Below are 2,637 nucleotides of genomic sequence, written 5' to 3' on the forward strand. Positions count from 1 at the left end.
CCAGGGCATAGGTGCGCTGGTGCCAGGTGACGAGGTTCATCAACCCCCGGTGGTGCACGGCGACGCCCTTGGGGCGCCCCGTGCTGCCCGAGGTGTAGATGACGTACGCGAGGTCCTCCGCGCCCACAGGGGCCACGAGCAACGGTCCCGTCGGCGCCGTGGCATCTGACTCCAGCGAGAAGATGCGTGCGGAGAGGGTGGGCAGTGAGGCGCGCAGATGCTGCTGGGTGAGCAGTACGACGGAGGCGCTGTCCTCCAGCATGAAGGTGAGGCGTTCGGGCGGAACACCCGGGGCGATGGGCACGTACGCCGCGCCCACCTTGAGGACGGCCAGCAACCCGGCCACCAGCTCCGGGGAGCGCTCCGCAAGCACAGCCACGCGGTCGCCGCGTGAGACACCGGCTGCGTGAAGCTGCACGGCGAGCTGGTGGGCCCAGGCCTCGAGGCCCGCGTAGGTGATGCTGCGCTCGCCCATGCGCACGGCAACGGCGTCGGGCGCGCGGCGGGCCTGCTCCGCGACGACGTGGTGGATGCAGGTGTCGCTCGGGAACTCGACGTCCGTTGCGTTCCATTCGACGAGCAGCTGCTCGCGCTCCGCTTCCGTGAGCCACCGGATGGTGGAGAGCGCGGCATCGGGCAGCGAGGTCAGCCCCTCCAGCAACGCGTCGAAGTGCCCGACCATGCGCTGTGCTGTCGAGGCATCGAAGAGGTCGCTGCTGTACTCCAGTACGCCCATGAAGCCCTGGGGCGACTCCTGCAGGGTCATCGTCAGGTCGAACTTCGCGGAGTGCGAGTCGAGGACGAGCTGCTCGAACGTCAGGCCCGGCACGCGCAGGGCTTCAGCGGGCGCGTTCTGCAGGACGAACATCACCTGGAAGAGCGGGCTGCGGCTGAGGTCGCGCACGGGCTGCACCGCTTCGACAAGCTTCTCGAAGGGCAGGTGCTGGTGTTCGTAGGCCGCGAGCGTCGTGCCGCGCACCTGTCCGATCAACTGACGGAACGAGTCCTCGGAGCGGACCTGCGCGCGCAGCACCACCGTGTTGATGAAGAAGCCGATGAGGCCTTCGGTCTCCTCCTGCGTGCGACCGGCGATGGGAGACCCCACGCTGATGTCGTCCTGCGCGGAGTAGCGCGACAGGAGCACCTGGAAGGCCGCGAGCAGCGTCATGAAGGGCGTGGCGCCCTCGCGCTGGGACAGGGTCTTGATCGCTTCTGAGACGGGCAGCGAGAGGCGCACGGGCACGGTCGATCCGCGGTGCGACTGCACGGGTGGACGCGGCCGGTCCGTGGGCAGCTCCAGCGCGGCCGGTGCTCCCGCCAGCTTCTCCTTCCAGTAGCCGAGCTGCGCGTCCAGCGTCTCGCCCTGGAGCCAGTTCCGCTGCCAGATCGTGAAGTCGGCGTACTGCACGGGCAGCGGCGCGAGGGCGGGCTCCTGACCCGCATGGAAGGCCGCGTACAGCGCGGTCAGCTCACGGACGAGCACGCCCATGGACCAGCCGTCGGAGACGATGTGGTGCATCGTCACCAGCAGCAGGTGCTCCTCGCCACTCAGTCGCACCAGGGCGGTGCGCAGGAGCGGACCTGCTTCCAGGTCGAAGGGCCGCTGCGCCTCCTGGTTCGCGAGGCTCCGGGCCTCTGCTTCCCGCCGGGCTTCGGGCAGGGAGGAGACGTCGATCAGCGGCAGGGCCCACGCCATGGGGGCGTGGATCCGCTGCGCGGGCTGGCCCTGATACTGGACGAGGGTGGTGCGCAGGGTCTCGTGCCGTGCGACCAGCGCTTCGAAGGCGCGGCGCAGGGACTCCACATCCACGCGGCCCGTCAGCCGCAGGGCCGTGGGGATGTTGTACGAAGCGCTGCCGGGCTGGAGTTGATCCAGGAGCCAGAGGCGCTGCTGGGCGAAGGACAGCGGCGGCGGCCCTTCGATGCCGGCCTGGGTGAGCGGTGGCAGCCGGGGGCCCACGATGGCAATCCGCAGCCGCTCTGCGAGCGCGGCGACGGTGGGCGCTTCGAAGAGGGCACGCAGCGGTAGCTCCACGCCCAATGCGCTGCGCACACGCGAGACGAGCTGCGTGGCCAGCAGGGAGTGCCCGCCGAGGGCGAAGAAGTCGTCGTGGATGCTGACCTGCTCGCGGCGCAGGACAATGGCGAAGGCTTGCGCGAGCTTCTCTTCGATGGGGCTGCGAGGGGCGACGAAGTCCGCGAGGGGCAAGGCGTCGGGAGCGGGCAGCGCCTTGCGGTCCAGCTTGCCGTTGGCGTTGACGGGCAGCGCCTCCAGGACGAGGAAGGCTGAAGGCACCATGTACTCGGGCAGCCGCTCCTTGAGGAACGCGCGCAGCACGGCGGTGTCCACCTGCTGCCCCGAGAAGGGCACGAGGTACGCGACGAGGCGCTTGTCGCCGGGGACGTCTTCACGCGCGAGGACGACGGCCTCATGCACGGAGGCATGTGCGAGCAGGGAGGCTTCGATTTCGCCCAGTTCGATGCGGAAGCCACGCACCTTCACCTGGAAATCGAGCCGCTGGAGGTAGTCCAGCTGGCCGTCCGCACGCCAGCGCACGACGTCGCCCGTGCGGTAGAGGCGGGCACCGGGCGTGGAGGCGAAGGGGTGGGGGATGAAGCGCTCCGCGCTGAGCGCGG

1 protein-coding gene is annotated in these 2,637 nt (G+C 69.9%); it reads right to left on the reverse strand.

Annotation, left to right across the window (positions count from 1 at the left end):
• Positions 1-2,637 (reverse strand): condensation domain-containing protein (locus D7V97_RS42065; protein WP_147445231.1); only part of this gene is annotated, 2,637 nt, incomplete at both ends.

Source organism: Corallococcus sp. CA053C, from assembly GCF_003611675.1.
In the GTDB taxonomy this organism is placed as follows: domain Bacteria; phylum Myxococcota; class Myxococcia; order Myxococcales; family Myxococcaceae; genus Corallococcus.